General features: G+C 74.0%; 26 protein-coding genes and 1 pseudogene. 9 read left to right on the forward strand and 18 right to left on the reverse strand.

The window, feature by feature from the left end:
• Both IEZ06_RS33015 and IEZ06_RS33020 read left to right on the forward strand, forming a co-directional pair.
• A pseudogene (locus tag IEZ06_RS33015) lies at nt 1-529 on the forward strand (serine/threonine protein kinase); the annotation flags it as partial.
• A gap of 177 nt (nt 530-706) precedes the next feature.
• The gene (locus tag IEZ06_RS33020) at nt 707-1,894 is read left to right on the forward strand and encodes a S8 family serine peptidase (protein ID WP_189240595.1); all 1,188 of its coding nucleotides are present in this window, start codon (nt 707-709) and stop codon (nt 1,892-1,894) included.
• A 133-nt stretch (nt 1,895-2,027) separates the two neighbouring features.
• On the opposite strand, the gene IEZ06_RS33025 is transcribed toward IEZ06_RS33020, so the two are convergent.
• The 4 genes from IEZ06_RS33025 to IEZ06_RS33040 form a co-directional block, all read right to left on the reverse strand.
• Complete coding sequence (locus IEZ06_RS33025; protein WP_189240596.1) at nt 2,028-2,402, reverse strand: YbaB/EbfC family nucleoid-associated protein; 375 nt, start codon at nt 2,400-2,402, stop codon at nt 2,028-2,030.
• A complete protein-coding gene (locus tag IEZ06_RS33030) occupies nt 2,399-2,839 on the reverse strand; it encodes a YbaB/EbfC family nucleoid-associated protein (RefSeq protein ID WP_189240597.1) in 441 nt (146 codons plus the stop codon). Before IEZ06_RS33030 ends, IEZ06_RS33025 begins: the two co-directional genes overlap by 4 nt.
• A 14-nt stretch (nt 2,840-2,853) precedes the next feature.
• Nucleotides 2,854-3,648: a hypothetical protein gene (locus IEZ06_RS33035; RefSeq protein WP_189240598.1), complete on the reverse strand. Its 795-nt coding sequence runs from the start codon at nt 3,646-3,648 to the stop codon at nt 2,854-2,856.
• A gap of 86 nt (nt 3,649-3,734) precedes the next feature.
• Nucleotides 3,735-4,055: a hypothetical protein gene (locus IEZ06_RS33040; RefSeq protein WP_189240599.1), complete on the reverse strand. Its 321-nt coding sequence runs from the start codon at nt 4,053-4,055 to the stop codon at nt 3,735-3,737.
• 337 nt (nt 4,056-4,392) lie between these two features.
• Between IEZ06_RS33040 and eccB the strand changes: the two genes are divergently transcribed.
• Complete coding sequence (gene eccB, locus IEZ06_RS33045; RefSeq protein ID WP_189240600.1) at nt 4,393-5,838, forward strand: type VII secretion protein EccB; 1,446 nt, start codon at nt 4,393-4,395, stop codon at nt 5,836-5,838.
• A 102-nt stretch (nt 5,839-5,940) separates the two neighbouring features.
• Here the strand turns inward: eccB and IEZ06_RS33050 are convergent, their stop codons facing one another.
• The 3 genes from IEZ06_RS33050 to IEZ06_RS33060 form a co-directional block, all read right to left on the reverse strand.
• Nucleotides 5,941-6,687, reverse strand: coding sequence for a WXG100 family type VII secretion target (locus IEZ06_RS33050; RefSeq protein WP_189240601.1), 747 nt, complete (start codon nt 6,685-6,687; stop codon nt 5,941-5,943).
• Nucleotides 6,688-6,723: 36 nt separating this feature from the next.
• Nucleotides 6,724-7,842 carry a hypothetical protein gene (locus IEZ06_RS37585; RefSeq protein ID WP_189240602.1) on the reverse strand — a complete coding sequence of 373 codons (1,119 nt, stop codon included), beginning with the start codon at nt 7,840-7,842 and terminating at the stop codon, nt 6,724-6,726.
• 161 nt (nt 7,843-8,003) lie between these two features.
• The gene (locus IEZ06_RS33060) at nt 8,004-8,471 is read right to left on the reverse strand and encodes a YbaB/EbfC family nucleoid-associated protein (protein ID WP_189240603.1); all 468 of its coding nucleotides are present in this window, start codon (nt 8,469-8,471) and stop codon (nt 8,004-8,006) included.
• Between the two features lie 153 nt (nt 8,472-8,624).
• Between IEZ06_RS33060 and IEZ06_RS33065 the strand changes: the two genes are divergently transcribed.
• Nucleotides 8,625-8,924, forward strand: coding sequence for a hypothetical protein (locus tag IEZ06_RS33065; RefSeq protein ID WP_189240604.1), 300 nt, complete (start codon nt 8,625-8,627; stop codon nt 8,922-8,924).
• A gap of 21 nt (nt 8,925-8,945) precedes the next feature.
• Nucleotides 8,946-9,668, forward strand: coding sequence for a hypothetical protein (locus tag IEZ06_RS33070; RefSeq protein WP_189240605.1), 723 nt, complete (start codon nt 8,946-8,948; stop codon nt 9,666-9,668).
• A 137-nt stretch (nt 9,669-9,805) separates the two neighbouring features.
• Here IEZ06_RS33070 and IEZ06_RS33075 read toward each other — a convergent pair whose 3' ends face one another.
• From IEZ06_RS33075 to eccD, 8 genes are all read right to left on the reverse strand, one after another.
• The gene (locus tag IEZ06_RS33075) at nt 9,806-11,125 is read right to left on the reverse strand and encodes a hypothetical protein (protein ID WP_189240606.1); all 1,320 of its coding nucleotides are present in this window, start codon (nt 11,123-11,125) and stop codon (nt 9,806-9,808) included.
• A 26-nt stretch (nt 11,126-11,151) separates the two neighbouring features.
• The gene (locus IEZ06_RS33080; RefSeq protein ID WP_189240607.1) at nt 11,152-11,619 is read right to left on the reverse strand and encodes a hypothetical protein; all 468 of its coding nucleotides are present in this window, start codon (nt 11,617-11,619) and stop codon (nt 11,152-11,154) included.
• Between the two features lie 27 nt (nt 11,620-11,646).
• Entirely contained in the window at nt 11,647-13,179 is a 1,533-nt protein-coding gene (locus IEZ06_RS33085) for a WXG100 family type VII secretion target (protein WP_189240608.1), read from the reverse strand.
• 32 nt (nt 13,180-13,211) lie between these two features.
• Nucleotides 13,212-13,607: a hypothetical protein gene (locus IEZ06_RS33090; RefSeq protein WP_189240609.1), complete on the reverse strand. Its 396-nt coding sequence runs from the start codon at nt 13,605-13,607 to the stop codon at nt 13,212-13,214.
• Nucleotides 13,608-13,742: 135 nt separating this feature from the next.
• Complete coding sequence (locus tag IEZ06_RS33095; protein ID WP_068897647.1) at nt 13,743-14,039, reverse strand: WXG100 family type VII secretion target; 297 nt, start codon at nt 14,037-14,039, stop codon at nt 13,743-13,745.
• A gap of 65 nt (nt 14,040-14,104) precedes the next feature.
• Nucleotides 14,105-14,431 (reverse strand): WXG100 family type VII secretion target, encoded by a 327-nt coding sequence (locus IEZ06_RS33100; protein WP_189240610.1) that lies wholly within the window; start codon nt 14,429-14,431, stop codon nt 14,105-14,107.
• Between the two features lie 263 nt (nt 14,432-14,694).
• Nucleotides 14,695-15,129: a YbaB/EbfC family nucleoid-associated protein gene (locus IEZ06_RS33105; protein WP_189240611.1), complete on the reverse strand. Its 435-nt coding sequence runs from the start codon at nt 15,127-15,129 to the stop codon at nt 14,695-14,697.
• A 153-nt stretch (nt 15,130-15,282) separates the two neighbouring features.
• A complete protein-coding gene (gene eccD, locus IEZ06_RS33110) occupies nt 15,283-16,731 on the reverse strand; it encodes a type VII secretion integral membrane protein EccD (RefSeq protein WP_189240612.1) in 1,449 nt (482 codons plus the stop codon).
• A 187-nt stretch (nt 16,732-16,918) separates the two neighbouring features.
• On the opposite strand from eccD, the gene eccCa reads away from it, so the two are divergent.
• Both eccCa and IEZ06_RS33120 read left to right on the forward strand, forming a co-directional pair.
• The gene (gene eccCa, locus IEZ06_RS33115; protein WP_189240613.1) at nt 16,919-20,941 is read left to right on the forward strand and encodes a type VII secretion protein EccCa; all 4,023 of its coding nucleotides are present in this window, start codon (nt 16,919-16,921) and stop codon (nt 20,939-20,941) included.
• A 32-nt stretch (nt 20,942-20,973) separates the two neighbouring features.
• Nucleotides 20,974-21,225: a hypothetical protein gene (locus IEZ06_RS33120; RefSeq protein ID WP_189240614.1), complete on the forward strand. Its 252-nt coding sequence runs from the start codon at nt 20,974-20,976 to the stop codon at nt 21,223-21,225.
• Between the two features lie 100 nt (nt 21,226-21,325).
• Here the strand turns inward: IEZ06_RS33120 and IEZ06_RS33125 are convergent, their stop codons facing one another.
• Genes IEZ06_RS33125 through IEZ06_RS33135 form a run of 3 tightly spaced genes read right to left on the reverse strand, consistent with a single transcriptional unit; the run spans nt 21,326 to nt 24,284 of the window.
• Complete coding sequence (locus IEZ06_RS33125; protein ID WP_189240615.1) at nt 21,326-23,584, reverse strand: WXG100-like domain-containing protein; 2,259 nt, start codon at nt 23,582-23,584, stop codon at nt 21,326-21,328.
• On the reverse strand, nt 23,581-23,895 hold the full coding sequence (locus IEZ06_RS33130; protein WP_189240616.1) for a hypothetical protein: 315 nt from the start codon (nt 23,893-23,895) through the stop codon (nt 23,581-23,583). The genes IEZ06_RS33125 and IEZ06_RS33130 overlap by 4 nt, the downstream gene beginning before the upstream one ends.
• A complete protein-coding gene (locus IEZ06_RS33135) occupies nt 23,892-24,284 on the reverse strand; it encodes a YbaB/EbfC family nucleoid-associated protein (RefSeq protein WP_229799050.1) in 393 nt (130 codons plus the stop codon). Before IEZ06_RS33135 ends, IEZ06_RS33130 begins: the two co-directional genes overlap by 4 nt.
• A gap of 152 nt (nt 24,285-24,436) precedes the next feature.
• Here IEZ06_RS33135 and IEZ06_RS33140 point away from each other — a divergent pair, with 152 nt between their 5' ends.
• The gene (locus IEZ06_RS33140; protein WP_189240617.1) at nt 24,437-24,736 is read left to right on the forward strand and encodes a hypothetical protein; all 300 of its coding nucleotides are present in this window, start codon (nt 24,437-24,439) and stop codon (nt 24,734-24,736) included.
• Nucleotides 24,733-25,827 carry a WXG100 family type VII secretion target gene (locus IEZ06_RS33145; protein WP_189240618.1) on the forward strand — a complete coding sequence of 365 codons (1,095 nt, stop codon included), beginning with the start codon at nt 24,733-24,735 and terminating at the stop codon, nt 25,825-25,827. Before IEZ06_RS33140 ends, IEZ06_RS33145 begins: the two co-directional genes overlap by 4 nt.
• Nucleotides 25,828-26,048: the final 221 nt, after the last annotated feature.

The raw sequence follows: 26,048 nt of genomic DNA on the forward strand, positions 1-26,048 counted from the left end.
GGCCAAGCCCACCACCACCGCGGCCAAGCCCACAACGGCACCCACCCAGGCCAAGCCCACCTGGAACCCGCCGACCAGCACGGCCAAGCCGACGCCGACCCGGGCCAGGCCCACCTGGAACCCGCCGACCAGCACGGCCAAGCCGACCCCCACCGATGTACGGCCGCCGATCGGGGCCGCCCCGTCGCGGACCGCGACGGCACCCGCCGGGCCCTTCAGCCCGCAGCAGGTCTGCGGGGCGGGATACGTCCCGCAGCGGTCCCTGTCGTTCAGCGGCGGGACGGTTCACCAGCTCTACAACGCGTCCACCGGGAACAACTGCGTGGTCACCGTCAAGAGCACCGACGTGGGCAAGGCGAGCCAGCTCTGGGCCACACTCGAGGTGCAGGGCGGCGGTTCCCTGACCGACAGGGGCTCCTTCGAGTACTACGCGGGACCGGTCGTCCTCCCCGCCAAGGGCAAGTGCGTGCGCTTCTCCGGCGGCGGCCCCGGCGGCCAGACCTCCTCGGACTGGGGGAACTGCGGTTGATCCCGTCCTGAAGGTCCGCCCCGGACCTGACGTGACGCCCCTCCCGGACGGCTCCGGCCTCCGGGAGGGGTCTTCCGGCCGCTCCCGCCGGCCCTCTTCGGAGACCCGGAGGAGCGGCACCCGACCGAGTTCGGCGGGCGGCCGTACGGAGGCCGCCCGCGCGGAGGTGAAGATTCCGTGATCGCCGGAAGGTTCGCCGCGGGTGCGCTGGCACTGGCGGTCGCCGCCCCGCCCGCCACCGGGAACGCGGCGGCGGGCGGGGCGGCGGGGTCCGACTGCACGCCGCAGCGCGGGACGACGAGCATCGGCGAGTCGTGGGCCCAGCGGCGCCTGAACCTGCCGGAGGTCTGGCGGCTCACCAAGGGCGTGGGAGTGACGGTGGCGATCGTGGACAGCGGCGTGGACGCCCGGCACCCGCAGCTGAAGGTGGCCTCGTCCGTCGACCTCACCGGCACGCACGGCTACGACTGCGTCGGGCACGGCACGGCCGTGGCGGGCATCATCGCTGGAGCCGAGATCCGCGGGGTGCCCTTCACGGGTGTCGCCCCCCGGGCCAAGCTGATCTCCATCAAGCAGACCAACGAGAGCAACGGCGACGTGGGCAAACTGGCCCAGGGGATCGTGCGCGCCGTCGAGCTCGGCGCGGACGTGGTCAACGTCTCCATCCAGGCGGCCGACCAGCCGGATCTGAAGGCCGCGGTCGACTACGCGCTGGCCCAGGACGTGGTGGTGGTGGCCGCGGCGGGCAACGTCCAGCGGTCCGACGGCTCGGCGGCGCCCGCCTACCCGGCCGCCTACCCGGGCGTGCTCTCCGTCGGCTCGGCGGGCCCCGAGGGCGGCAGGGCCGACTCGTCCAACGCGTCGACCCCCGTCTCCGTCCTGGCCCCCGGCACCGCCGTCACCGCCCCCTGGCCGGGCAGCGCCTACCGGGAGGACCTGGAGGGGACCAGCTTCGCCGCGCCGTACGTCGCGGGGGTGGCCGCACTGGTGCGGGCCCGCTACCCCGGCCTGGACCAGGTGCGGGTACGGCGGCGCATCGAGCTGACCGCCGACGGGGCCTCCGGCTCCGGGACCGGCGCGGGGATGGTCAACCCGCTGCTGGCCGTGTCCGCGATCCTGCCGGAGACGGTCGCGATCGCGCCGCAGGAACCCGCCCCGCTGCCGCCCGGCGCGGTACGGCCCGCACCCGCCGAGGACGTCAGGGGGATCTCGATCGCGGGCCGGGTCGCCCTGTTCTCCCTCTCCGCGGCGGTCCTGGCCGCCCTGGCCGGCGTCGTCGTGCCCCTGGGCCGGCGGCGCGGATGGCGGCCGGGCGCACAGCGCCCCACCGCCCGGCCCGGGAGCCCGCAGCGCTCTCCCCTCTGACCTGGGAGCCCGCAGCGCTCTCCCCTCTGACCTGGGAGGCCGCAGCGCTCCCCCGCTCGCCCGGGAGGCCGCGGCGGCTCCTCGGCCGCGCGGGGAAGCCGCCGGGCTTCCCGGGCAGGCGGGGAAGGCGCCGCTACGCGGGGAAGCCGCTGCGATTCTCGAAGTCCCGGCGCGCGCCGCCGAGCAGTTCTCCCAGGCTGGGCAGGCTCCCCAGGCGCAGGCCGTGCATCATCTCGTCCTTCGCCCGGGCCGCCGCCTCCTCCGCGGCCCCGACCGCCGCGACGACGGCCTCGCCGAGGGAGACGCCGTCGAGCCGGCGCCGGCTGAGCACGTGGATCTCGAGGTCGAGGAGCGAACCGAGCGCGTCGACCGTGGCGACGACGCGTCCTTCGTCCGCGGTGCCGTGGAAGCGCCTGCCGCTCCACTCCTCCACCGCCGCCTCCAGCTCCGCGAGCGCCTCGGGGAGCCGTTCGGCGAGGCCGAGGAGCTCGTGCTCCTCCACGGTCACGCCTCCCTCAGCAGCGCGTCGACGGCCGGCGCCAGCGGGTCCGCCGGGACGAGCGGGCCGTCCGGGTCCGCCGGGACGGCGGGACGCGTGCCGGTCGCCTCGGCGACCGCCTCGGCCAGTTCCGCCCCCGCGGCCTCGCGCGCCCGCCGGATCGCCTCCACGACGGCCCGGCCCAGCTCCTCGTGGTCGAGGTCCCGCATCGCCCGGGCGCCGACGGTGACGGCGAGCAGCCTGCCCGACCCCGAGACCCTCACCCGGATCCCGCCGTCGGCCGCGTCCGCCTCCACCTCCCGCCCGCTCAGCTCGCGGAGCGCTGCGGTCAGCCGGTCGACCTGCTCGCCGACCTCCCGCAGGAGGCCCGCGACGTCACCCTCGGCACCGGCCGCGAATGCGGCGATCTGCCCTGTCCGTTCCATCTCCCGCCCGTCCGCGCTCATCCAGGGCGTCCCCGTCACCTGTGGTGCGGGGCGCGCTGCCAGTAGTCGTCGTTGATGTTGCCGGGGTCGGTCACGCCGGGAGGCAGTCCCAGCCGCCGCGGTCCCCTGTCCGGGTCCCCTCCGGTCCAGAAGGCGGCCCGCAGGTCGTTCAGCTTGAGTTCGAGCTTGTTGAGCTCCGTCTCGTAGCCGTTGTAGACGTCGGCGAACTGCTTGACCAGGTTCCCCAGCCCTCCGGCGAAGGTCGCCACGTAGGCCATGAGGGCTCCCCTGGCGACCGGGTTGGTCGTGCTGAGCGCCGTGAGCGTCTTGAAGATCGGCGCGGAGGCCGCGTAGATGGCGAAGACCGAGAGGTCGTACTCCAGGACCTCCTTGTACTGACCCTGCATGGTGGTGCTCATGTCGTCGGACACCTTGCGCAGCACGCCGAACAGGCCGTTGGTGTTGAACCGCAGGTGCGTCTGGAGCGCCTGTTCGGCCTCCCCCTGCCAGTTGGGGGAGACCTCGTCGAAGAACGCCCGCCACAGGTCCGCCCGGCCGCTCTCCAGCCGCCCGGAGATCTCCTTCCAGGTGTCCCTGCGGTTCGCGAAGAGGAAGGGGTTGCCGATGTTCGCGGTCGCGGCGACGTCCAGGGCGAGGGCGGCGGCGCCGATGCCCGACATCACCATGGCGGTCCGGGTCGGCTGCCGCAGCACGTTCAGCGACCCCATCAGCTTGCGGAAGAAACCGGGATCGGTCCGGGCCTGCACGACCGGCGCGGCCGCGCGGGCCTGCCCGACCGGACCGGGCCCGCCGGCCGGTCCCACCTGCACGGTCCGGCGGACCGTGCCGTGGCGGTCGGTGACGTACAGCGGGCCCTGCCCGGGCGGCTGCCCGCCCGGGAGCAGCGGATTCTCGCTCAGGGCTTCCCTCCCGCCGCGTTGGCCCGCTCCACCTGCACGTACGTGGCGGCCACCCGCATCAGCCGCTCGGAGTCCGAGGCGAGGGTCTCGCGCAGGACCCGCGCGCCCGCCGCCCAGGTGTCCGCGACGGCGTTGAGCCGGTTGACGAAGAGCAGCCCGACGAGCGGGACGCCCGCGAGCGGGGCGAGGTTCCACCCCTCGAAGCGGGGCGTTCCGTCCAGCGCGCCCTGCACCTCGGCGCCCGCGTCCCCCGCGGTTCCCGCGAACTTCTCCAGGTGCCCGGCCGCGACCTCGTATCCGGGGGTCTGAGGAGCCAATCGACCAGCCTCCGAGAATCGTCTCCGTATCGCCGTACCGCCGTGCCGTCACCGCGCCCCTGGCGCCCCGGCACCGCCGGGCCGCGCGTCGCCGCGCGCACGGCCGGGCGGCGGCTCAGAGGCTACGGGGCTCCCGTTAACACCGGGCGGCCTGCGGATGTCCGGGCGCTTTCCGGCTCCCTTCCGGCGTCCTGCGGCCTGGCCCGCCCAGGCGTCCCGGGGCCTCCCCCGCCCGCCCCGGAAGAGAGGAAGATCCCTTTTCTGTCTCGGAGGGGGCAACTCCTTGATCGCGCTTCTATGCTGTCGGCTACCGCGTGTCCGGCGAGACGGAGGTGGAATGCAGACCCGTCGCGATCTCTACCAGGCGTACCGGCTGATGACGCAGCGACTGGGCACGGCTCTGCTCCAGGGCGAGCCGGACCTGCCCGAGTCGCCGATGCGCAGGTACAACGTGGCGATGTTCTGCGCGGTGCTGGCCGCCGTCCTGGTGGCGGTCGTCTTCGGCGTGCTGGGACTGCTGCGCCCGGGCGGCGCGACCGCGCTCACCGAACCCGGCACGGTCCTCGTCGAGGAGGAGTCCGGCGCGACGTTCGTCTACAGCGCCCCGCAGCGGCGGATGATCCCCGTCGCCAACGTGGCCTCCGCCCGGCTGCTCCTGGGCACGCAGGGCGCGAAGGTCCGGACGGTGACCGCGGCCTCGCTCGCCCGCTTCACCCGGGGCACGCTGGTGGGCATCCCGGGCGCTCCTGAGTCGCTGCCCGCGCCCGACCGCCTGGTCCGCGCCCCGTGGTCGGCCTGCGTGGTGGAGGGCACGGACGCCGCCGGCGGGCGCAGGCCGTACACGTCCCTGATCGGCGGCTTCGAGGTCGGCGGGCGCCCGATCGGGCAGGACTCCGCCATGGTGGTCGAGGAGGGCGGGCAGACCTGGATGCTCTGGTCGAACCGGCGGATGCGGGTGGCGTCCGAGAGCGTGCGGGCGCTGCCGGAGGGAGGGCGCCGGCAGGTCCCGGCCGCCTGGCTCAACGCGCTGCCCGCCGGGCCCGACCTGCGCAGCCCCTGGATCCCGGGGCTGGGCCGCGCGGTGCGCGGGCCGGACGGCCGCGGGTCCGCGGCAGGCCGGGTCTACACCGTTCCGCCGGCCGTCGGCGGCCCCGCCAAGTGGTACGTCCTGCTCGCCGACGGGCTGGCGAGCCTCACCCCCGTCCAGGCGGACCTGCTCCTGCAGAACCCCGCGACGAGGAAGGCGTACGGCCGCGCGCCGGTCCGGGCGATCACGCTGGACGCCGCGACCGCGAACGCGATGCGGGTCTCGAAGACCCGCCTGGACTCCACCGGCCTCCCCGAGACCATGCCGAAGGTCATCGAGCCGGACCCGGCGGACCCGCTCTGCGCCGTCTACTCCGGCACGGCACGGGGGTCGGCGCAGGCGACGCTGACCGTCGAGAGCACGGTACGGATCCCCGCGCCCCCGAACGAGCGCTTCGACCAGGCCACGGTCGACCAGGTGGTGCTCCCGCCCGGTTCCGGCGCGCTCGTGGGGCTGCTGCCGGGAGACGGCAGGCTGGACGCGGTCCGCTCGCTCTACCTGATCGGCGACCAGGGGCGGCGGCACGCGATCCCCTCACCGGAGGCGCTGCAGAGCCTCGGCTACGCCGACGGGGACGTCGCCCCGCTCCCGGCCCACCTGATGCACCTGATCCCGGAGGGGCCGGCGCTCGATCCGGCCGCCGCGAGGGTGCCGGTGCGGGTCGAGCAGCCGGCGGCGGCCCCGGCCCGGCCGTAGCGGCCGGGCCTCGCCCGTCCCGGAGCCCCTCGGGTTCCGGCCGGGGCAGCCCGGGGGCGCGGCGCGGAAGGCCGGGGCAGCCCGGGGGCGCGGCGCGGAAGGTCAGGGGAGGCCGGGGAGGTGGAAGCCGCCCTGGCTCAGGTTCATGTTCAGGCTGGGCAGTTCCGTCTTCTTGAGCCCGGCGGCCGGATCGTAGGTCAGGCCCGCCTTGGTGAACTCCGGCGTCCCCTCCGGCATGGCCTTCATCCCGAAGAACAGCTTGCCCATGTTGTCCTGGAGGGTGGCCACCCCGTAGAGGATGCCCGCGACCACCCCGGCGGCCGTCATCTTCTTCTTGGCCATCGACTTGACCGCCTTGTCGATGGAGTTGAGCACCCCGGTGAGCGCGACCTCGAAGGCCACCTTCCCCCCGGGGTGGGCGAGGAAGACGATGGAGAGCGCCGCCAGCGCCTGCATGATGACCGCGACGGACATCGCGATGATCGCGCCCACGTGGTAGACGAGGGCGGTCTGGTCCAGGGCGTCGCCCATGCCCTTGCGGAGGTTCTGCGCGTTGCCGAGTTCGTCGTTGAACTTCAGGACGGCGGCGTCGAACGCGGCGAAGGCCTCGCCCTCCCACTTGCCGTCCTTCCTCAGCGTCTCCTTCAGCTCGGTTATCTCCCGCTTGAGCTGGTCGAGGTCCGCCTTGTCCCATTCCTTCGCCGCCGCGCTCATGGCACCCGGATCGGAGATCATCAGGCCGAGCGTCGCGGCGATGGAGAACGCCATGGGACGCCTGAGGACTCCGGCCGCGATGGTCGCCAGCGCCACCGCCGCGATGTACATGTCCTTGTCGTTCTCGTACGCCATGCCGTCAGCCTCCCGTCCCGCCGCGTCCCGTCCGGATCACGGCTCCTGGCCGATCACCGAGGGGGCGACGTCCTCGTCGCCGCCCCAGACCCCCTCGTCCTCCGAGAGCCAGGTGGTCTGGTCGCGCTCGCGCTCCTGATCGCCTGCTCCGGCGCCGCCCATCGGCACCATCGGCATCATCGGCATGCCGTTCGCACCGGCTCCGCGTGCACCTCCCGGCAGGCCGCCCGGGCCGCCGGTACCCGCCCCTGCGGGGAACGCGCCGCCCCCTCGGCCCGCCGTGCCCGTCCCGGTCTGGTCGCCCGTCCAGGTCGTGGCCTCCGGGACCTTGAACTGCGGCACGGACGGCTCGCCGGGCGTGTAGGCGGACAGGTCCGTCCGGCGCGGGTCGACCGATCCGAGGCCCGGCAGTCCGGTCGCGGTCTGCCCGGGCAGACCGGGGACCTGCCCGTCGAGCCCTCCGCTCCCCGGCACGCCGCCGGTGCCCGGCAGGTTCGCGCCCGGGAGGTTCGCGCCCGGGAGGTCCGTACCCGGCAGACCACCCCCCGGAAGGCCCCCGCCCGGCAGACCACCCCCGGGCAGACCACCCCCGGGCAGACCACCCCCCGGAAGGCCCCCGCCGGGCAGACCCCCGCCCGGCAGACCACCCCCCGGAAGGCCCCCGCCCGGAAGGCCCCCGCCGGGCAGACCACCCCCCGGAAGGCCCCCGCCGGGCAGACCGCCCCCTGGAAGGCCACCGCCCGGAAGGTCCGTACCCGGAAGACCACCCCCCGGAAGGCCCCCGGGCAGGCCGCCCCCTGGAAGGTCCGTACCCGGAAGGTCCGGCAGCCCGTTGGCGTCCTCGGCGGCCTTGTAGGTATGGCTGGCCGTCTCGAGGGCCGTCCGCCACGACGCCAGCACGTCCCTGCCCGCGCCGAGGGCGTCGGCGGCGCTGTCCCGGGCGCGGTCGTGCGCGATGTGCAGCCCGGCGCCCAGGACGCCGAATCCGGGGAACGGGACGCCGATCGCCTTCGTCCGGTCGGCGACGCCCTCGATCGTGCCGGCGTGGGTGTCGTAGTCCTTCCCGAGCGCCTTCAGCTTCTCGTCGCTGAAGGAGACCCCGGGACCGTTCAGCCCGTAGCCTCCGAGCGTCTGGCCGCCGCCGGATCCGCTCATCGTCCACCCCTCCGCAGCCTCCGCGGGCCGTCCCGGCCCGCGAGGTCCGTGATCGTTTCGCCCGTTCAGGCTACTGTCGCGACGCACCGCCGTACAGATCACCGTGGAACGGACGGCGCCCGGTCGCGGTCCCCCGGAGTACGGCCGCGCCCCGCCCGTGCTCAGCCGCCGCCGGGGAACCGTCCTGGTCCCTCCGCCATGCGCCGGTTCATCTCGCGGGCGAACGGCTCGTGACCGCGCGTCATCCGCTTCTCCACCTCGCCGAAATCGGCGCTGAAGTCGGCGCCGGGGACCGACACGCCCGCCCCGGCGAGCAGCTCGCGCGCCCGACGTTCCCCGTCCTCCTGGGCCGAGCGGATCGCGCTCGTCAGCTCGTCCGCGAGGGTGCGGCTGTCCATCCGCATCACCCGCGGGTTGAGGTCGATCCGCTCCACGCGCCCGGTCGCGTCGGTGACCACGTCGATCAGGTCTCCGGCTCCGGTGCCGTGCCCGCGCAGACCGGCGAGTTCCTCCTGCACGTCCGCGAGACGGCTCATCGTCCGCTCCGCATCCTGGATGACGCGGTCCAGGTCGTCCGGGTCGAAGTTCTCCGGATCGAAACCGGTGGGATCGAAGCGGGGTTCGGACACCGCGCACCCTTTCGACATCGAGTGATCATCAACCACTCGGACCACTCTCATATCGGATGTATCGCAAGATACTATCCCGCCAGGTGAATTCTTTCCCAAGACCGAGAAACCAACGGCCAAAAACAGACATCTGTAGCATAGGAGGATTTCCGCGTGAGTCAGGACAAATACGTCACTTCCTCCTGTATCTCTAACATTCAGCGGAACCTCGATGACAAGGTCCTGCCCGCGCTCCGGGACCTCAGAGAGGACATCGACAGCACCGACGTCGGTTTTCCCGGTTTCGGCGTCCTCGGCGTCGTGTTCGGCGGCAAGTACAGCGACGTGCAGGAGGACGTCCGGAAGATGACCGACGACGCCGTCAGCACCGTCGAGGCGTGGGTCATTGCGCTGGAGACCATCAAGCGGAACTGGCGCGCGGCCGAGGAGAGCAGCGCCGTCGTCTACAGGTGACAACCCCGAGGAGCACCGGACATGCGCGTGACAGCCGGCAACGCCGCCGCGGCCTCCACGCAGGCCATGGAGGCGTTCAAGAAAGCGGTCCCCCGGGCCCCCGGCCTGATGGTTGCGGTGGGCGTCCTGGGCACCGCCGTCGCCGACGTCCCCGGCATGGGCGACGCCAAGGCCAACTGGAACGCCCTGGCCAAGGCCCTGGAGGTGGAGTACCCGGGTCTGATCGGCAACGCGGTCTTCCTGTCCCGGGCCGACTGGATCGCCGACGACCGGGAGGCGTTCCTGCACGCGGTGCAACTGTTCGGCGGCGACCTGCAGAAGCTGAGCGGCCTCTGCTACAACCTGGAGGGTCAGGTCGACCAGGTCCGTGACGCCTACAACTACTACTGGCTGGAGGCGGCGGCCCTGGCGGGCACCGTCCTCGGCTATGTGGCGGCCGCCCACTCCATGAAGGCCCTCCCGCACCTGAGATTCGCCTCCCAGGTGTGGCTCGAGAAGCTGGTCGCCCTCACCAACTGGCTCGTCGCCCAGAACACGAAGATCCTCGCCGCCTTCCTCGGCGTGGCGGGGACCACCTTCGGCACCGCCCTCCAGTCCATGGGCCAGATGTTCAACATCGAGCCGACCGACGGCGTCGCGATCGACTTCAAGCGGGCGGTCATCTCCACCACGCCGCCCTCGCTGCGGGTGGCCCCCAAGCGCGAGCTGCCGGAGCCGTACCAGGCGGACCCGCCTGAGAAGTGACCTGCGGCGCCGGCCCTCCGGTGCGGTCGTCCGCCGGCATCCCCGGCGGACGGCCCGGAAGCCCGGTCTCCGGTGAACGGTCCAGGGGGCCGCCTCGCCGAATGGTCCGGGTTCCGTCGCGACCGCCCCCGCGGACGTCAGCCGATCACCGGCGGGATGGTGTCGCCGCCGCCGCCCCAGACGTCGTCGTCCTCCAACAACCAGGTGCCGTTCTCCCGGTCCCGCTCCTCGTCGCCTCCCGCGCCGCCCTTCGCAGCGGCGCCCATCGGCATGAACGGCGCCATCGGCGCGCCGCCGCCCGCCTTCGCCCTGCCCCCGGCGCCCCCGGCGCCCCCGGCGCCCCCGGCACCCCCGGCGCCGGCGCTTCCGGCACCGCCGGCGCCTGCGGCACCCCCGGGCCCGCCCGCGGCGCCGAAGGCCCCGCCCGGGAAGGCGCCGCCGCCCGGCCAGCCTCCGGCCCCGGGTCCGCCCGTTCCTGAGGGTCCGCCGGGGAACTGCGCCATCCCCGGGAAGGCGGGCGATCCGGTCATCGAGGGGTCGCGCAGACCGGCGAGCGTGGTCGCGGACGATCCCGGCGCGGGCACGCCCGCGTCCGGCGGACCAGGCAGGTGCGCGGAGGCGTCGCCCGTGTTCACCGCCCCGCCGGCGCCCGTCCCCGGAAGGCCTGGGGCGCCCGGCAGGCCCGACGCGCCCTCGGGGAGCGGATGGACCAGCCCCGACGGATCGAGGCCGCCCGGGACCGTCCCCCCGTCTCCGGGAAGCTCTCCGAGCCCGTACGGATCACCGTCCAGGCCGGGCACGGAGGCGCCGGTCCCGGACCGCCCTCCGCCCAGGAGCTCCGAGGGGAGTTTCGTGGACGGGTCGCCGCCGGGGAGGCCGGTCGGCTTGTACTCCGGCAGGTCCACCTCCGTGGGGGTGGGCAGCGCCTGCTGGACGTCGGGGGGCAGCTCCGCGTAGAGCTCGCGGATCTTCTCGTTCACCGCGTAGAAGTGGTCCCTGGCCCGGCGCTGGACCCGGTAGACCCCGTAGAACGGGGTGAGGTCGGCCCAATCGATGTCCCGGTCCGTGCGCGAGTCCCGGCCCTGCTGGACGACCACCTCGCGCTGCGCCCAGGCCATCGTGTCGGCGTACTTGCGCAGCACCGTGCCGGTGGCGTTCAGTTTGCCGGCGAGCTCGCGCATGGTCGCGTGCAGGAACTGCAGCTGCTTCTGGACCTCGACGCCCGCCGGCCCCTTCAGGTACCGGGCCAGCTCCGCGGCCTTCGCCTTGAGCTCCGCCGCGCCGGCCTCCAGCGCCCCGTGCCCGGCGACGTAGTAGTCGCCCGCCCGCCGCACCGCGACCGGATCGGCGCCGTCGATCCACTCCTGGATCCGCTTCTCCAGGTAGTCGAAGTAGAAGATCTGCGTCTCTTCGGTGGCCAGCGGCCCGTCCGTGGGCTTGACCCTGATCCTCTGCACGTCCGCCATGATCGTCCGCCCCGCACTCAGTGCCGGTCGCCCGGCCGGCCGTAGGCCTGTTCCGCGCCGTCGTAGGACCTGGCCATCTCCAGCAGCGCGTTGATGGACTCCCCGTACTGCCGGGCCAGCGAGGCGTACAGGCCGCTGCCCGGGCTGCCCGGGTCCCCGACCAGGACGGAATAGGCCGAGACGATCCCCATGGAGAACTGCTGCGCCGTCTGCCACTGGCCGAGCTGGGCCTCGCTCAGCGCGCAGTGGCGCTGCAGGTCGGGCAGCGCCCCCGCGCCCTGCGGAGGGGGCGGGGGCGGCGAGAAGTCGTCACCGGGCTTGTGGTCGCCCGCCGCCGCGGGCTCCGCGCCGCCCGTGGTCAGCGCCTTCAGCGCCTTCTCCAGCTCGCCCGCGATCCGCTTCACCTCCGTGCGGTCCACCTCGGCGCCGTGCTTGCGGTCGGCCTCCGTCAGGCCGGGCCAGTCTGGATCCAGTTGAAACGCCATGCCGTGCCTTCCGGGAGCCGGGCGGGGTCAGTTGATGACCGGGGGGATCACCTCATGGCCGGTGTTCCAGACGTCGTGCTCCTCGGTCAGCCAGCTCGTCCGCTCCTGGCCCTGCGACTCCTCGCCGCCGGCGGCGCCGCCCATCGGCATGAACGGCATCATCGGCGCGCCGCCCGCGGCGGCGCCCCGCAACGAGGACAGGGCCGCCCCGCCGCCGGCGCCCGAGCCGCCGCCCAGGACCGGGGGCACGCTCGTCATCGGCCCGCCGATCCCGAGCGGGTTCGGCCGGACCACCGTGCCGGGACCGGAGCCGGGACCGAAGCCTGATCCGGGGCCGAAGCCGGGGCCGGGCTGCGCGGTGACCGCCGCCGGATTCTGCGTGGGCGTCAGGGCCGTGGCCGGGTCGTTCGGGGTGAAGGCGGCGACCTCGGTGGTCCGGGGGTCGCCGGAGCCGGCCGGGTCACCGGCCTGACCGATCACCGGGGGAACGGTGCCGTCACCGGTGACGCCCGAACCCGGGAACGCGCCGTTCCCGTTCCCGCCGGGACCGGAGCCCGGTCCACTCCCTCCGGGTCCGCTCCCGCCGGGGTCGGTCCCGCCTCCGGGTCCGCTCCCGCCGGGGTCGGTCCCGCCACCGGAACCAGGTCCACCGGAACCAGGCCCACCGGGACCGGGGCCCGGTCCGCCGCCCGAGCCGGGGCCGCCCCCGGAACCGCCTCCGGGGCCGCCCCCGGAACCGGGGCCGCCGCCCGGGCCGGGGCCGCCCCCCGTGCCCGAACCGCCGGTGCCGCCGGGGTTTCCGGAGTAGGCCGGGACGGATCCGCCGTTCCCGCGGGGCGAGCCGCCCTCGTAGGGGCTGCCGCCCGGCGGGTACTCCACGGGCGTGTAGCCGCCGGAAGCCTCCGGGATGGTCACGGTCGGCAGGTTGTACGTCACGTTCGCCGGAACGCTCTCGTAGAGCTGCACGATCCTCGTGTCCAGCTTGCGGAGGATCTCCCGGGCCGCGTGGTCGCCGTTCATGGCGGCCTGCGCCGAGGGCGTCAGGCCCGGAGCGGGCTCCTTCAGCGGCCCGATCGTGGACGGCGCGGTGGAGGGGGACGCCGAGGCGGACGGCGACGGCGACGCGGTGGGCGAGGGCGTCGGCGCCGGGCCGGGCGAGGGGTTCGGCTGCGGGGCGGGGTCGGCCTTCAGCCTCTCCAGTTCGTCGATCGCCTGGGGCAGGGCGGCCCCGCCGTACGTCTGCAGGACGGAGGCCATCTGCCCCATCTTCTCAGCCAGCTCCGCGCCGGTGGCGTGCAGCATCTGCAGCGCCCGCTGGACCTCGACGGACGCGGGCCCGCTCCACGCCCCGGCGAGTTCCTTGGCGTTGCGGGCCAGGGCCTCGCGGACGGAGCCGAGGACGGCCACGCCGGCCTGGTAGGAGGCCGCGGCGGCCGTCACCTGCTCCGGCGCCGTGGCGTGCAGCCACCGCTCGATCTCCTCCTTCGACGCGGACACCTGGCCCGCGCTGGGGACCGCGCTGGTGGACCGGACGTCCAGGCTCCCGCTCTCACTGCCCACGACGACCCTCCCGTGATCGCTTCCGCCCGCCGTCAGCCACCGTTGGCACGGCGGGCCCTGTCGTACTCGTCGGCGTTGGCCCGGATCGCCTTGGCGGCGTCCTCCAGCCGGACGGCGAACATCCCGTAGACGTAGGCCAGCGTGTTCGACACCGGCCCGACGTACATGCCCGCGACGCCCTCGGGGGAGTGGTTGCGGCCGACACTCCGGGCGAACGCGCTGGCCGCCGGCCAGGTCCCCACCTGGAACTCGGTCAGGGCGGAGTCCTGCCAGAGGCCGGTCGCCGACCCGGCCCCGCTCTTCATCTCTCCGGCGCAGCGCTCCAGGTCCTCGGCGACCTTCCGCATCCGCGCGACGTCGAACTCGGTCCCCGTCACGTAGTTGTGCACGCCGGGCCAGTTCGGATCAGGGGAGAGCTCGTTACCCATCGTTCTCCTTGAAGACTCCGAAGACTCCTTGGCAGACCGCCGCCGTGGAGGCACGCGGCGCGCGGCGGCCCGGCCCGGCCGCCGCGGAGTGCACCGGCCGCGGCCGTACGGAGCCCGGCCGGTGCGCCGCCCGGGTCAGCTGGACCAGATCGCCCGGTTGCGCGCCTCGGCCGCCTTGTAGTTCTCGTTGGCGGTGCCGAGCGCGACGGCGGCCTCGTTGAGCTGGCGCCCCATCTCCTGCTCGGCGGCGTCCCAGATCTTGCGGTGCTCCTCGAAGAAGTTCGCCGCGTCGCCGGCCCAGTTGTCGCCCAGGACCTCCTGGAGCTTCCTGATGAGCTCGTCGGTCGCCTTGTCCATGTTGCTGACGACCTTGAGGAGCCCCAGCTGGGCCTGCTCCATCTGCACGAAGTTGACCTTCGTATAGTCGGACACTGTGCTCTCCGTCCTTGTCGTGGAGGGATCGGGGAAGAAATGCCGGGGGCCGCGCGGGCCTCAGGTCACCTGGTTCCGGTGTTGATGAGGGAGTCGACCCTGTTCATGCCGCTCTGCACGTCCTGGTCGGCCGCGCTGTAGGTGATGGAGTTGTCGCCCATCTTCTGCGCGATGGACTCCAGGTCGCGCCGGACGATCATCATCTGCTCGTCCCACTTGGTCATGGCCTGGAGGAACTTGGCCGACGCGGTGCCCAGCCATCCCGTGGCCGTCAGTTCCTGCGTGGTGGTCTGCACACCCTTGCGGAGACCCTCGACGTACTGCGCGGTGTCCACGACGAGTTCCGACGCCTTCTTGATCTGTGCCGGACTGGCACCGAAGAAATCCGCCACCGGTCACCTCCGTGACATAGGACCTGTTTGCCGGTCGCGGCTCAGCGCCCGCGCCGGCCGTGCGGCCCGATGCCGCATCGCCGACGAGGCGGACTGCTCCCGCGAACATCATCACCAGGCATGCTAGTGATCTCGCCCGCCCTGGATAACAAGAATGCATATTACGGACAGATAACTTTGCCGCCTATTAGGTCAGATGTCCCATCCGAGGCATATATCCAGAAAGGGGTGACACTGGAGGACGCACCTACCCTTCGGCGCTCCTAAAGCCCCAAACGGTGACGAATCCGGTCAAGCTCCCCCATAACATCGTTGAAGGTGCGGTCGTAGGCCGTCTCCATCTCCTTGATCCGGTCCTTCAGGGCCTCCGGATCGCGGGCCTCCCGCATCGCGCCGTCCCCGCCGAAGGCCTCGCCCATCAGGTCCTCGAACCGGGTGTTGAAGTCCTCGGCGGCGGCGCGGACCGTCGCCTTGATCATCTCCGCGAGCTCCCCCGCGCTCAGCCGCATCGCCTTGGGGTGGAGCTCGAGCCCGCTCAGCCCCTGGCTCCCGTACTCGACCGCGACCAGGCCGCTCTCGTCCTCGGCCCGCCCGACCAGCTCGGACGCGGCCTTCTGCACGTCCTGGACGTGGTCGAACCGCATGTTCAGCAGCTTGTCGACATCGATGTTCGCGAAATCCCCGAACCCAGCCGTCATCGCTCATCCCTCCTCGTGGACGCCGCCGGACCCGTGGGCGCGGGCCCCGGTCCGGCGGCACGCCGGCTTCTCCTCCCGGACCGCGCGGCATCTCCGCGGGCACGGGCCGTACTCCCCCGGACCGCGCGGCACCTCCGCGGGCACGGGCCGTGCTCACCCCGCCAGGCCGCGCACCCAGGCGTAGACGTCCAGCACGCCGAGGGCGAGCGGGAACAGCGCGACCACGAGCAGGACCTCGATGATGTCCCCGGCCCGCCCCCAGAACGGCGACGGCCGGCCCGCCGGGAGCCACAGGCCCAGGCCCGCCGGGACCGCCGCGGCCCACAGCAGCGCCACCACCACGGTGATCGCCGCGGCGCCGCTCCCGGCGACCGCCTGCCCGACCGCGAACACCGCGAGCCCGGCGACGCCGCCGAGCGTCAGCCAGAGCCGCTGGCCGAGCCCCTGGAACACGCGGGCCCGCATGACGAGCACCGCCGCCAGCACCAGCGCCGTGGCGATCGCGATCCAGCGGCCGTCCAGCAGCAGGTACACCTGGGTGACCAGCGCCGTCAGCGCGATCCCGGCCACCATCCCGGTCGCGTAGCGCTGCGCCCGGCCGGTGCGCTCCCGGATGGTCTCGCCGTCGACCCGCTGGTTGTCGGCGCGCAGTTCCTCGGCGTTGGTCGGCATCGTGGGCATCGGCAGCCGGGCGATCCGGAACGACAGCATCGGGACCGCGGAGCCGAGCGCCAGCAGGATCGAGGCCGTCACCGCCGCGACCCCGGCGGGGGAGGCGCCCGAGACCATCACGACCCCGGCCGCCGCCGCCCCGGCCGCCGCCGCCACGCCGGTGCCCATGAAGCCCGGCACGCCGTCGGCGACCGCGATCCCGCCGGCGGTGGCCACGAAGACGGTGACGGCGAAGCCGGACAGCAGGTGCGGCGCGCCGAACCCGGCCGGGGAGTCCGTCAGGCCCGCCGGGGCCAGCAGCCCGGCGAGGAAGCCGTACGGCAGGGCCGTGTAGCCGATCAGCGCGCCCGCCGCGGAGTCGCCCAGCGCCCGCGAGACGGCGCCGCCGGCGCCGAGCAGCAGGAGCGCCAGCACCGCGGCGAGCACCGCGGGGACCGTCCAGGGAGGGCCGGCGGCCACCAGCGCCACCGTCCCGGTGAGCAGGAGCGCCACCGCGGCGCCCAGCCCGGTCAGCCTGGTGTGCCTCTTCTCCCAGTTGCTCGGCCCCTCCTTGACGCTGGTGGCGACCACGTCGGCCACGTCGTCGAACACGGCCGGGGGCAGTACGGCGTCGCGGGGGCGCAGGTAGAGCACCTCGCCGTCGAGCACGCCCAGGGCGCCCAGGCTCTGGCCGAGGTCGAGGGGGGCGCCCCCGATCCGCTGGAGCACCCAGACGGGGACCGCGGCGGCGCCGCCGCCCGTCTCGCCCACCGCCTGCAGCAGGCCCGGCAGGATGTGCGGCAGCGGGATGTCCGCGGGCAGTGCCAGGTCCGCCTTCACGCGGGGGGCCACGATCGTGACGTGGCACAGCGGCGGCAGCGGCGCGGCGGACCGGACCGCCACCCCCTGCGGCCCCGGCCCCTGGACGGGTGGTTGACTCAGCGGTAGCACAGCCGTTTCCCTCTCCCGTGGACATCACGAATATCACCGACATAGGGGATATCTCGGATATGGCGGATACGGTAGCGGCACAATGTGGATCACGCGCGGTGGTCGGCCGCAGGCGCCGCCGGCCGCGCGAGTGGACGGGTCCACCGGCGGCAGGGAAGACGTCCGGGCACAGGAGGGCATTTCCAGGGTGAGCATCGTCGTCGTACGGCGTCCCGAGCGCCGTCCCCCGCCCAAGCCACCGCGGGGCGAGATCCTCCTCGAGTCGCCTCCGGAGATCCCCGAGGTCCAGTCGCAGGGTTTCGCCGGGGTGATGACCTACCTGCCCATGCTGGCGGGAGGCGCCGCCATGGGCCTGATGTTCACCGCCGGGGGCAACACCAACCCGGTCATGTACGTCGCCAGCGGCCTGTTCGCCCTGTCCATGGTCGGCATGACCATGGGCCAGCTCGGCCGCCAGGCCGGGGAGCGCAAGTCCCGCCTGAACGGCCTGCGCCGCGACTACTTCCGCTACCTCTCCCAGGTCCGCAAGCGGGTGCGGCGCGCCGCCGTGCAGCAGCGGGAGGCGCTCGAGTGGAGCAGCCCCGCCCCCGACTCCCTGTGGTGGATCGCCCTGGGCCCGCGCCTGTGGGAGCGGCGGCCCCGCGACGACGACTTCGGCACCGTACGGCTCGGCACCGGCGTGCAGAAGCTCGCGATCCAGCTCATCCCCCCGGACTCCAAGCCGGTCGAGGACCTGGACGCCCTCTCGGCCGGCGCGCTGCGCAGGTTCGTCCGGACGCACTCGACCGTCCCGCACCTCCCGGTCGCCGTGGCCCTGCACTCCTTCGCCCGGATCAGGCTGACCGGCGACCCGGTGGCCGTCCGCGGGCTGGTCCGGGCGATGGTCGCCCAGATGGCCGTGTTCCACTCCCCCGACGACCTGCGGATCATGGTCTGCGCGGGCGGCGAGTGGATGGCGCAGTGGGACTGGGTCAAGTGGCTGCCCCACGCGCTGCACCCCGAGGAGACCGACGCCGCCGGCCAGGCCCGGCTCATGTCCGGCACCCTCGCCGACCTCGACCGGCTGGTCGGCGAGGACCTGAAGGAGCGCGCCCGCTTCCGGCCCGGCGCCTCCGCCGACGCCCTGCCGTACCACGTGCTGATCGTCGACGGCGGGCACATCCCGCACGACTCCCAGCTCGGCGCCGACGCGATCCAGGGCGTCACCGTCATCGACCTGTCCGGGACGGCCGGGGCGGTGGAGGAGAAGAGCACGCTCCGGCTGGACGTCCGGCCGGACGGCTTCTTCATGATCAAGGTCGACCACGCGGGCAAGGAGAGCTCGACCCGGCTGGGCGACCCCGACCGGCTGGACTTCCTGCGGGCCGAGGGCCTGGCCCGGCAGCTGGCCCCGCTGCGCGCCTCGACCGCCAAGGGGGGCGAGGAGCAGGACGTGCTCACGGCGAACACCTCGCTGACCGACCTGCTCGGGGTGGGCGACCCGGCCCGCCTCGACCCGGCGGTGGTCTGGCGGCCCCGGGCGGGGCGCAACCGGCTGCGGGTGCCGATCGGCCTCGGCGGGGACGGGCGGGTGGTCGAGCTCGACATCAAGGAGTCGGCGCAGGGCGGCATGGGCCCGCACGGCCTGGTCATCGGCGCCACCGGCTCGGGCAAGAGCGAGCTGCTGCGCACCCTGGTCCTCGGCCTGGCCATGACCCACTCGTCGGAGATCCTGAACTTCGTCCTGGTCGACTTCAAGGGCGGCGCCACCTTCCTCGGCCTGGACTCCCTCTCCCACGTCTCCGCGGTGATCACCAACCTGGAGGACGAGCTCCCCCTCGTCGACCGCATGCACGACGCCCTGCACGGCGAGATGGTCCGCCGCCAGGAGCTGCTGCGCGCCGCGGGCAACTACGCCTCACTGCGCGACTACGAGCGCGCCCGCGAGCAGGGCGTCCCCCTGCAGCCGCTGCCCACCCTGTTCGTCGTCATCGACGAGTTCAGCGAGCTGCTCGCGGCCAAGCCCGAGTTCGTCGAGCTGTTCGTGATGATCGGCCGGCTGGGCCGGTCGCTCGGCGTCCACCTGCTGCTGGCCTCCCAGCGGCTGGAGGAGGGCAGGCTGCGCGGCCTGGACACCCACCTGTCCTACCGGGTCGGCCTGCGCACCTTCTCGGCCATGGAGAGCCGGGTCGTGCTGGGCGTCGCCGACGCCTACGAGCTGCCGTCCGCGCCCGGAAACGGCTACCTCAAGTTCGACACGACCGGGATGACCCGGTTCAAGGCCGCCTACGTCTCCGGCCCCTACCAGGCGGACCCGAGCCACGGGACGGCGGGCGCGCGCGGGCCCGTCCGCCAGGTCGTGCCGTACGGCCCGGCGTTCGTGCCGTTCCCCGTCGTGGAGGAGCCCGCCGGGCGGCCGGAGGCGGAGGACGGGCCGCCGGACGGGACCGGCGGGGAGGGCGGCAGGGACGGCAGGGACGCTCCCAGCCTGCTGGACGTCGTGGTCGACCGGCTGCGCGGCCAGGGCCCTCCCGCCCACCGCATCTGGCTGCCGCCGCTGGGCGAGCCCCCCACCCTCGCCGACCTGCTCCCCCCGCTGTCCGTCACGCCGCAGCTCGGCCTCACCACGGCCGGCTGGGCGGGCCGGGGCCGGCTGCACGCCGTCGTGGGCGTCGTCGACAAACCGTTCGAGCAGCGCAGCGACCCGTTCTGGCTGGACCTGTCGGGCGCCGCCGGCCACGTCGGCGTCGCCGGCGGGACGCAGAGCGGCAAGAGCACGGTGCTGCGCACGCTCATCACCGGCATGGCGCTCACCCACACGCCGCGCGAGGTCCAGTTCTACTGCCTGGACTTCGGCGGCGGCTCGCTCGCCTCACTGGAGGCCCTGCCGCACGTGGGCGGGATCGCCACCCGCCTGGACGGTGACCGCGTGCGCCGCACGGTGGCCGAGATCGCCGCCCTCCTGCAGCGGCGCGAGCGCGACTTCGCCGAGCAGGGCATCGAGTCGATCGCCGCCTACCGGCGGCAGCTCGCCGACGGCACGATCCAGGGCGACGGCTGGGGCGACGTCTTCCTGGTGGTCGACGGCTGGCTGACCGTCCGGCAGGAGTTCGAGACGCTCGAACCCGTCATCACCGACCTGGCCGCGCGCGGCCTCGGCTACGGCATCCACGTGGTGGCCGCCACCAACAAGTGGTCGGAGTTCCGTCCCGGCATCCGCGACCTGTTCGGCACCCGGGTCGAGCTCAAGCTCGGCGACGCCTACGAGTCGGAGGTCAACCGCAAGGCGTCGCTCGCCGTACCCGAGGGCGTGCCGGGCCGCGGCCTCACCAAGGAGGGCCTGCACTTCCTGTCGGCGGTCCCCCGGATCGACGGCGTCCACAGCGCCGAGGACCTGCCGGCCGGTGTGCGCGCGCTCGTCCACGCGGTCAGGGACGCCTGGCAGGGCCCCGCCGCCCCGGGTGTGCGGCTGCTGCCGGCGGTGCTGCCCGCCGAGACCCTGCCGGGAGCCGAGCAGACCGGGCACCGGATCCCGATCGGCATCGACGAGGCCGCCCTCTCCCCCGTCCTGCTGGACTTCGACGCCGACCCGCACTTCATCGTGGTGGGCGACACCGAGAGCGGCAAGTCCAACCTGCTCCGGCTCGTCACCGAGGGACTGGTCGCCCGGCGCACGCCGCAGGAGGCCATGATGATCGTGATCGACTATCGGCGGTCGCTGCTGGACTCCGCCGCCACCGAGCACCGCATCGGCTACGCCGCCTCCGGCGCGGCCGCGCTCGAACTGGTCAACGACGCGCGCGGCGCCCTGCTCAAACGGCTGCCCCCGGCGAACCTCACCGCCGAGGAGCTGCGGGCCAGGAGCTGGTGGCAGGGCTCGGACCTGTACATCGTGGTCGAGGACTACGACCTGGTCGCGACCTCGTCGAACCCGCTGCTGCCCCTGGTCGACCTGATCCCGCAGGCCCGCGACATCGGCCTCCACCTGGTCATGTCGCGGGCGATGGGCGGCGTGGGCCGGGCGATGTTCGATCCGGTCATCCAGCGGATCAAGGACATGGCGACCCCGGCCGTCATCCTGTCCGGCAACAAGGACGAGGGCACCCTGTTCGGCAACGTGCGCCCGCACCCGCTCCCGCCCGGCCGTGGCTACCACACCGACCGGCGGCACGGCGCCCGCCTGGTCCAGACGGCCTTCCTCGCCCCCCAGCCGCCGCCCGAGGCCGGATAGGCTCGGCTGCGTCCCGCGGAAAGGAGGACATCGTGCTCCGCGACCCGAACATCTGCGACGCCTGTGCCCGCCTGCGGCTGCGCCGCAACCGCGAGGCCGTGACCTCGCTCGACCTGTGGATCCCGCACTGCGAGGCCTTCCCCGGCCGGGTGCCGGACGAGATCTTCCTCGGCGGTTTCGACCACCGCGCGGCGTATCCCGGTGACGGCGGCGTCCGCTTCGCGCTGCGCGAGGGCGCGCAGGACGATCTCCGCCTCTACGAGGAGCGGATCGGCGCCGTCTGAGGCGGCCGCCCGGACCCGCTCCCCGTACGGGGACCGCCCGGACCCGGCCCCGCTGGTGAGCGCCTCCGTCCCGGCCGCCTCGGCCGCCGCGCGGCGGTGCTCAGCCGCCCGCCCCGCCCGGCAGGTGGTGGGCCCTCAGCACGACGCCCAGGGCGATGGCCAGCGGGCGCGGCATGCCCGCCCCCATGTACTCGGCGAACGCCTCGGCGACCATCTCGTGCGGGTCGGCGGCGCCGTAGCGCGACAGCGTCCGCCCCACCTCCGCGGCGGTGTCCGGGTGGAACGGCATGTCCACCGCGAGCCGCCGCCCGGTCACCTCCCGGAACGCCTGCGCCAGCTGGCGCTCCGCGCTGTAGGGCAGATCCTGGAGCAGGTGGTGGCCGAACTCGTGGTAGAGGACCGCGCCGAGGTCCTCGTAGCCGCGGGAGAGCCAGCCCACCCGCATCCGGTCGGCGTACAGCTCGGTGACGCGCCGCGGGTCGTCCAGCATCCCCGCGTTCAGGTAGATCCCCTGGTCGGGTCCCCTCAGCACGGAGTAGCCACCGCCGACGCCCCCGTCGAACCTGCCGAGCGGATCCCGGGTGCTGATCTCCCCGAGCCCGGCCATCACCTCGGGGAAGCCGTCCGCGAGCCTCACCAGCGCGCGGTTGTACTCCCGGGCGATGTCGGGGTGCATGGGCGTGGAGGTGTAGTCGACCACGGGGGCCTCGTCGCCGAACCTGTCGGCGAGGATCCGCTCCGCCTCCACCTGGGCGTCGGCCAGCTCCCTGAGCTGCTCCGGGGAGAACTGCGGATCCCCCGCGCGCCCGTGCCCGCCGCCCGGGTCGCCGCCCGGGTCGCCGCCCGGGTCGCCCACGACCGCGTCCCGGACGCCGGCGGCCTCCCGGACGCCCGCCGCGTCCCGGACGCCCGCCGCATCCCGGGCACCTGCCCCGTCTCGGCCACCGGTGGCCTCCCGGGCACCCGCCGTCTCCCGGCCCGGCCCGTCCGCCGGTCGGTCCCCCCAGTTCAGCAACCTGTCGACGGCGGAACGCGGCGCGGTCCCGTCCTGGCCGCCGTGCCCGGCGCCGGAGCGTCCCTCCCCCGCGTGCCCCGCGCCGCCGTACCCGGTGCCGTCGCCGGGCCGCCCGGCGCCGGGTACGGCGGCGCCGTCGGGTGCGGACTGTGCGAGTCGGGTCGCCGATCCGGCGCCCTCCGGAACGCCGGAACCACCGGAACCACCGCCGTCACGAGTACCGGAACCGCCGGAACCACCGGAGCTGCCGGAGCTCCCGCCGTCACGAGCACCGGAGCCACCGGAACCGCCGGTGTCACCGGAAGCGTCCGAGCCCCGGGAGCCACCCGGACCTCCGGGACCACCCGGGCCTCCGGGACCACCGAGGTCACCGAGGCCACCCGGACCTCCGGGACCACCGAGGTCACCGGGGCCGCCGGGGCCGCCGTGATCGCCGCTCCGCCACGAAGGGCTCGCGCCCGCCCAGTGCGCGTCCGCACCCCCGAGCGCACCCGCCGTGGTCCCCTTGAGCACCGCCTCCCAGTCGAAGTCGCCGCTCAATCCCAGCGAGACCGCCGTGGCCGCGCCGTTGGCCAGCGCCGACTGGCCCATCAGCCCCCACATCGACCGGCTCGACGCCGCCAGCAGTTTCTCCAGCGCCGACATCTCCGCCCGGGTCAGACCGGCCTGCAGCCCTCCGGTGGCCAGCCGCGACAGGCCGCCCGACAGGCCGGTCAGGAACGCTCCCGTCAGCGCGCCCGTCCCGGCCGACGCCAGGACCTGGTCCCAGTCGATCGAGTCGCGCCGCGACTGGGACGCCTGCACGCCCAGGTCCAGCCCGGCCATGAGTCCCCCGAACAGCCCGATGTTGAGCAGCAGCCGCCTGGCGATCTGCCGGACCGTCATCCTGGTGATCTGCGCCCGCGCACCGACCAGCGTCAGCGACACCGCCCCCCACGGCCCGGCCGCCGCCGCCAGGAGCCAGGCGATCTGGAGGATCAGGAACCAGACCGACACCTCGATCATCCGCTTGGTGTACTCGACCTGCACCCCCACCCGGTTGAACTCCAGCGCCGCCGCCACCAGCCGGTCCACCAGGTCGGCCTGCCTGCCTCCCGAGACGCGCCGCACGTGATCGGCGAACGCCTTCAGCGCCTCGCCGTCCCAGTCGTCACCCGGCCGGACCGGCGCCGCCGAGCCGAGCGGCCCTCCCGAGGCCACCTTCAGCGCCGCCGCCGCGCACGCGTCCGCCAGGCGGAAGCACGCCGACTCGTCCCCCTCCGGCCAGTCCGTCCCCACGACCCAGCCCACCCACGGTTTCGCCCAGTCCGGGACCAGGAAGCCGTCGAATCCCACGGGCCTCACTCACCGGGGACGGTGCCGGCCTGCTCCGCGGCCCGGTAACCATCGGCGTTCGCGATCAACCCCTTGCGCACGCCCTCCAGTTCGTCGATGTACGCCTGGAATCCGCCGAAGACCGACTCCTTCAACTTCGGCAGGTTCCGCTCCAGCTCCGCGCCGTACTGGTCGTCCCCGAGCGGCCGCCCCTCCCGGAGGAACACCTCCTCCAGGGCCGCGCACTCCGCGGCCATCCGGTCGCGCTCGTCGGCGAACGCCCGCGCCCGCCGGAGCAGCCCCGCCCGCTCCGCCTGGTAGCCCCCGGACCGCTCCGTCATCCGCGTCCCTCCACCGGGAGCTCGGCGGGGCGGGGCAGGAAGGAGCCGAGGTCCACCCCCTCGCCGAAGACCTCCTCGTACGGCAGGCCCTCCGGCACGAAGGGGGCCATCAGCTCCCGGGTCCCCTCCGCCACCTCGGCCGTCGCCGCCCCGATCTGCTCCATGATCGTCTGCGCCAGCTCCGACGGCGACAGCCTGCGGTAGACCCGGGGATCGAACTCGATCCCCGTCACCTGGCCGCGCGGCCCCACCGTCACCGTCACCATGCGGTCGCGCGAGGAGGCGGTCGCCGACAGCTCGCCGAGCCTGCCGTACACCTCCCGCAGCCGCTCCGCCTGCCGGTCGTACTCCGCGGCGAGTCCGTCCATCGCCGCACGGAACTCGTCCATCAGTGGTGGCCCCCTCCCCTGACGTCACCGGCGTGTCACCCATTATCAAGTGAAATACCAGTATCGAGTAAAGAATGACTGATTACCGGAAGATCCTTATCTACTATGCTCGACCGGGTCCGACTCCGTAGCGGCCGGAAGGAGACAGCCGGATGGCGGGTGTCGACCTCCACTACGAGGCGCTCGAGCGGTGCCGCACCGCGGCCAAGACCCTCGCGGGGAAGTTCGCCGACCTCGGCGCCGGTTATCCCGCCAAGGGGACCGACTCGTCCGTCTTCGGGAGACTCGCCGACTCCTCGGCGCTGGCCACCGCCGTCGACGAGGTCGAGACCGCGGTCGACGGCGAACTCGGGCACGCCACGAGCAGGCTGAAGGGCGTCGAGCGCGCGTTGGACCTCGTGCAGGACAACGTCCGCGGCGCCAACCGGGCCGGCGGGGCGGCAGAAGCGTGAGCCTCAGGGACCAGGTCGCCGGGCTGCCCGGCGGCGCCGAGCTGTCCGAGCTCGCGGGCAGGGTCGACGGCGACCCGGCCGCCGTCCGCGCCGTCGCCGCCCGCTGGCGGGGCGCGGCGGGCAAGGTGCGCGACTACACCGGCGGCCTCGGCGGCGCCGTCGCCGAGGTGGACGCCGCCTGGAAGGGCGACTCCGCCGACGCCTTCGACACCTACATGCGCCGGTACGGCCGCGCCGGCGACGCGCTGCACGACGCGCTGACCGACTGCGCGACCGCCCTCGACACGGCGGCCGCGGCCCTGGAGAGTGCAGAGGCCAAGGTCGGCGCCATCATGGGCACCCTCCTCGACGACGTGGCCGCCCACCGCGGGAGGAACCCCGGCAGACCGGACAAGGACCTGGAGCCGGGCATCAGGTCGCTGGTCGGCCGGGCCGTCTCGGACGCCCGCCCGCACGTCGAGGCCGTCGGCAAGGCCGTGACCGCGGCGAAGGACGCGGTTGAAAAGCACATGGCCGGGCGGCCCGCCACCTTCGCCGGCATCGCGGCGCCGGGCGACGAGCGGTTCGTGCCCGCGCCGGGCCGCACCGTCGACTGGGAGCGGACCGCGGGCTACCGGCCGCAGGGCGGAGCCGGGAGCGGCGGGAACGGCGGCGGGGGGAACGGCCAGGGCGGCGGTTTCGGCGGTTACGGGCCCAGCGGCCCGCCCCCGCCCGGCGGCGGGCCCGCGCCGACCGGGCAGGTCAAGGAGTGGATCGAGCAGGCGATCGAGATCCTCAAGGCGCAGGGGTACCCCGCCGAGAAGATGAACCCCAGCGACATCTGGATGATCATCCAGCACGAGTCCGGCGGGAACCCGCACGCGATCAACAACTGGGACTCCAACGCCGCGGCGGGCATCCCGTCCAAGGGGCTGATGCAGACCATCGACCCGACCTTCGACCGCTGGTCCCTCCCCGGCCACAAGGACATCTACCACCCGGTGGACAACATCATCGCCGGGGTCCGGTACGCCATCGAGCGCTACGGATCCGTCTCGGCGGTGCCCGGCGTGGTCGGCACGAAGAACGGCACCGGCTACGTCGGCTACTGACCCGGGACCGGCCGCGCCGTCCCCCGGCACCGGCGTGCTGCGAGCCCCCCGCCCCGGGCCGACCCCGTCGGCCACCGGTCCCGGCACCGCCGTTCGCAGGATCCCCGCCCGGGCCGCCGGGCTCCCCCGCTCCCTGACCACCGCTCTATAAGGTGTGACGTTGACTTCCTCCCCCGCCTAAAGGCGGGGGATTCCAGCGGTCGCCCGCTGGGGTTCCTGCT

The organism is Planomonospora antibiotica, assembly GCF_014647955.1.
Classification (GTDB): domain Bacteria; phylum Actinomycetota; class Actinomycetes; order Streptosporangiales; family Streptosporangiaceae; genus Planomonospora; species Planomonospora parontospora.